This is a genomic window from Micromonospora phytophila (genome assembly GCF_023656545.1).
In the GTDB taxonomy this organism is placed as follows: domain Bacteria; phylum Actinomycetota; class Actinomycetes; order Mycobacteriales; family Micromonosporaceae; genus Micromonospora; species Micromonospora phytophila.
Genome location: NZ_JAMOKF010000480.1, coordinates 1 through 3169 on the forward strand (window position 1 = coordinate 1; position 3169 = coordinate 3169).

Sequence of the window (3169 nt, forward strand, 5' to 3'; positions counted from 1 at the left end):
CGGTGGCCGCGGCCGCCCCCAGTTCCCGGCTCAACCTGCTGCTCACCGACGGGCGCACCGTGGTGGCGAGCGTGGCCGGGCACGCGCTGTCGATCCGCACGACGCCCGCCTCGGTGCTGCTGGCGTCCGAGCCGCACGACGACGACCCCGGCTGGCAGGCGGTGCCGGAGGGGCAGCTGGTGGAGGCCACCGCGACCGGGGTGCGGGTCCGCGCCCTCGCGGAGGTGTGACCGCCGGCCGACAGGGACGTTCCACCGACGGAAGGGGAAGACATGAGCGCGGAGCCGCTGGAGATCCACCTCGAGGAGCAGGACCTCGGCCGCAGCCTGCGGGACGACGTCCGCACCGGCCTCACCGCCGATGCGAAGTGGCTGCCCCCCAAGTGGTTCTACGACGCCCGCGGCAGCGAGCTGTTCGAGGAGATCACCCGGCTGGCCGAGTACTACCCGACCCGCGCCGAACGCGCCGTGCTGGCCGAGCGGGCGGGCACGATCGCCGAGCTGACCGGGGCGAAGACGCTGATCGAGCTCGGTTCGGGCTCCTCGGAGAAGACCCGGCTGCTGCTGGACGCCTTCACCCGCCGGGGCGGCCTGGGCACGTTCGTGCCATTGGACGTGTCGGTGAGCGCGCTGCGGCAGTCCACCGCCGAGATCGCCGCCGACTACCCGGGGCTGCGGGTGCGCGGCATCGTGGGGGACTTCACCCACCAGCTCGACCGGCTGCCCACCGGCGGGCGGCGGCTGGTGGTCTTCCTCGGCGGCACCATCGGCAACCTGCTGCCCGCCGAGCGGTCGGCGTTCCTCGCCGCGATGCGCGACGCGCTGGAGGCGGGGGACTGGCTGCTGATCGGCACCGACCTGGTCAAGGACCCGGCGGTGGTCGTGCCGGCGTACGACGACGCGGCCGGGGTGACCGCCGAGTTCAACCGCAACGTGCTGCGGGTGATCAACCGGGAGCTGGACGCCGACTTCGACCCGGCGGCGTTCACCCACGTCGCCCGCTGGGACGCCGAGCGGGAGTGGGTCGAGATGCGGCTGCGCGCGCAGCGGCCGATGCGGGTGCGGGTGGGCGCGCTGGACCTGACGGTCACCTTCGCCGAGGGGGAGGAGCTGCGTACCGAGGTCTCCGCGAAGTTCCGTCGCGAGGGGATCGCCGGGGAACTGGCGGCCGCCGGCTTCGCCGCCCACCACTTCTGGACCGACCCGGACGCCCTGTTCGGCGTCACCCTCGCCAGGGCGGAGTGAACCGGCGCCGGAGCGCGGGTGAGCAGCTTCACCCGCGGCGGCGGGCCCGCTGACGGTCGGCTAGGCTGGTCGGCGCGAAGGGGAGTAGCCCCCAATGTCGTGGTCGACATACTGGTGCGTTCCGCACCCGGCCACGCGGCCTCGGCTTCCGAGGCGGGCGAGACCTTCGACCCAGGCTGTCGCAGCCGGGTCGAGGGCGCCCCGTACCTCCTCCCGGCGTGATCCGGAAGGATGTCATGGAGGGTTTCCTCGTCGCGCTGGTGGTCAGCTTCGGCGTCATCTTCGTCGCCGAGCTGGGGGACAAGTCCCAGTTGATGGCGCTGACCTTCGCCACCCGCTTCAAGCCCGTACCGGTGCTGATCGGGATCACCGTCGCCACCGCCGTGGTGCACCTGGCCTCGGTGGCGATCGGATACGGCCTCGGCGCCGCGTTGCCGACGGAGTGGATCTCCCTCGTCGCGGGTCTGGCGTTTCTCGGCTTCGGGGCCTGGACCCTGCGCGGGGACACCCTCACCGAGGCGGAGCGGCGCAAGGCGGAGAAGACCAGCAAGTCCGCCATCGTGGCGGTGTCGGTCGCGTTCTTCCTCGCCGAGCTGGGCGACAAGACGATGCTGGCCACCATCACCCTGGCCACCCAGTACGGCTGGTTCGGCACCTGGCTCGGTTCGACCCTCGGCATGGTGGCGGCCGACGCGCTGGCCATCCTGGTCGGCCGGATGCTCGGCCGGAGGTTGCCGGAGAAGGCCATCAGGTACGGCGCCGCGGTGCTCTTCGCCGTCTGCGGGCTCTGGTTGATCCTGGAGGCCGTCACAGAGCTCAGCTGAGCGTCGACTACCGGCCCGCCGGCCGGGTAACGCCTCCCGGTGAGCGTCGAGGAGATCCTGCGCGAGGGCTACCAGGCCCTGGTCATGGCCGTGGAGGTGGCCGGCGCGGTGGTCATCTTCGTCGGGGCGGCCTGGGCGGCGCTGCGGTTCGTGGTCGAGGGGCTGCGGCACCGCAGCGCCGCGGTGTTCACCCCGATCCGGCTCTCCCTGGGGCGGTTCCTCACCCTCGGCCTGGAGTTCCAGCTCGCCGCGGACATCCTGCGGACGGCGGTCTCGCCGACCTTCACCCAGATCGGTCAACTGGCCGCCATCGCCACGATCCGAACCGCGTTGAACTACTTCCTCGGCCGGGAGATCCGCCAGGAGCAGGGACAGATCCGTGCGGCGGACCGCGCGGGGTGATCCGTTCCCTGGTCACCGCCACCACGGCGCTCGCCACGCTCGCCGGGGCGGCGGTGCTGGTCGGCACGCGGTCCTGGCGCTCGGCCCTGCGGGTGCTGCTGGATCTGCTCACCGCCGCGGGCCTGCTCCGGCTGGCGGTCGGGCAGGGCTGGGCGGACCTGGTCGCGGCCGCCGCGATCATCCTGCTGCGGCGGCTGCTCTGGGCCGCGCTCACCGCCGGGTCGCCGTCGGTGCGACTATCGGCGGCGTCCAGCGGGCAGGAGGATCACGACCTACCGTTGGCGGTAGGCCGCGAAACCGGAGAAAGCGGGAGGACAGCCACATGAGCAAGCATGACGAACCGAACGAGTACGGGTTCGCCGGCGGTGCCACCGCTCCCCAGCCGCCGGCCGGCGGGCGCGTCGACAAGCAGGACCGGGCCGAGGAGGTGGCGGTGCCGGGTGACGACCTCATGGAGCCGGTGAGTGACGCCCTCGCCGACGAGCAGGAGGAACGCCGCGCGGCGGAGCGCCGCCGCTGACGCGGCCGTCCGGGCTCCGGCGGGACGGGTCGTTCCGCCGGAGCCGGTCCGCACCGGCCCGGTCCGCCGGGCCTTCGGTGCGTCCAGCCGCCCGCCGGCCAGGAGGAGCGCCGGGTCGGCGTGGGCGTCGTCAGCCGTCCCGGCGCTGGTAGACGTCCGGCACGCCGTCGCGGTCAGCG

Annotated in this window: 5 protein-coding genes and 1 pseudogene; all 6 read left to right on the plus strand. The window is 73.3% G+C overall.

The window, feature by feature from the left end; translation table 11 throughout:
* A pseudogene (locus NCC78_RS29950) lies at positions 1–230 on the plus strand (ergothioneine biosynthesis protein EgtC); the annotation flags it as partial.
* Between the two features lie 42 nt (positions 231–272).
* Positions 273–1244 carry an L-histidine N(alpha)-methyltransferase gene (gene egtD, locus NCC78_RS29955; protein WP_250798731.1) on the plus strand — a complete coding sequence of 324 codons (972 nt, stop codon included), beginning with the start codon at positions 273–275 and terminating at the stop codon, positions 1242–1244.
* 236 nt (positions 1245–1480) lie between these two features.
* The gene (locus NCC78_RS29960) at positions 1481–2068 is read left to right on the plus strand and encodes a TMEM165/GDT1 family protein (RefSeq protein ID WP_250798734.1); all 588 of its coding nucleotides are present in this window, start codon (positions 1481–1483) and stop codon (positions 2066–2068) included.
* 84 nt (positions 2069–2152) lie between these two features.
* The gene (locus tag NCC78_RS29965; protein ID WP_250798736.1) at positions 2153–2470 is read left to right on the plus strand and encodes a DUF1622 domain-containing protein; all 318 of its coding nucleotides are present in this window, start codon (positions 2153–2155) and stop codon (positions 2468–2470) included.
* A complete protein-coding gene (locus NCC78_RS29970) occupies positions 2467–2796 on the plus strand; it encodes a hypothetical protein (protein WP_250798732.1) in 330 nt (109 codons plus the stop codon). Before NCC78_RS29965 ends, NCC78_RS29970 begins: the two co-directional genes overlap by 4 nt.
* A complete protein-coding gene (locus tag NCC78_RS29975) occupies positions 2793–2990 on the plus strand; it encodes a hypothetical protein (RefSeq protein ID WP_250798733.1) in 198 nt (65 codons plus the stop codon). The genes NCC78_RS29970 and NCC78_RS29975 overlap by 4 nt, the downstream gene beginning before the upstream one ends.
* Positions 2991–3169: the final 179 nt, after the last annotated feature.

Coding starts and splice junctions, on each gene's coding strand:
- egtD (WP_250798731.1), top strand. CDS start 273: ATGAGCGCGGAGCCGCTGGAGATCCACCTCGAGGAGCAGGACCTCGGC.
- NCC78_RS29960 (WP_250798734.1), top strand. CDS start 1,481: ATGGAGGGTTTCCTCGTCGCGCTGGTGGTCAGCTTCGGCGTCATCTTC.
- NCC78_RS29975 (WP_250798733.1), top strand. CDS start 2,793: ATGAGCAAGCATGACGAACCGAACGAGTACGGGTTCGCCGGCGGTGCC.
- NCC78_RS29965 (WP_250798736.1), top strand. CDS start 2,153: ATGGCCGTGGAGGTGGCCGGCGCGGTGGTCATCTTCGTCGGGGCGGCC.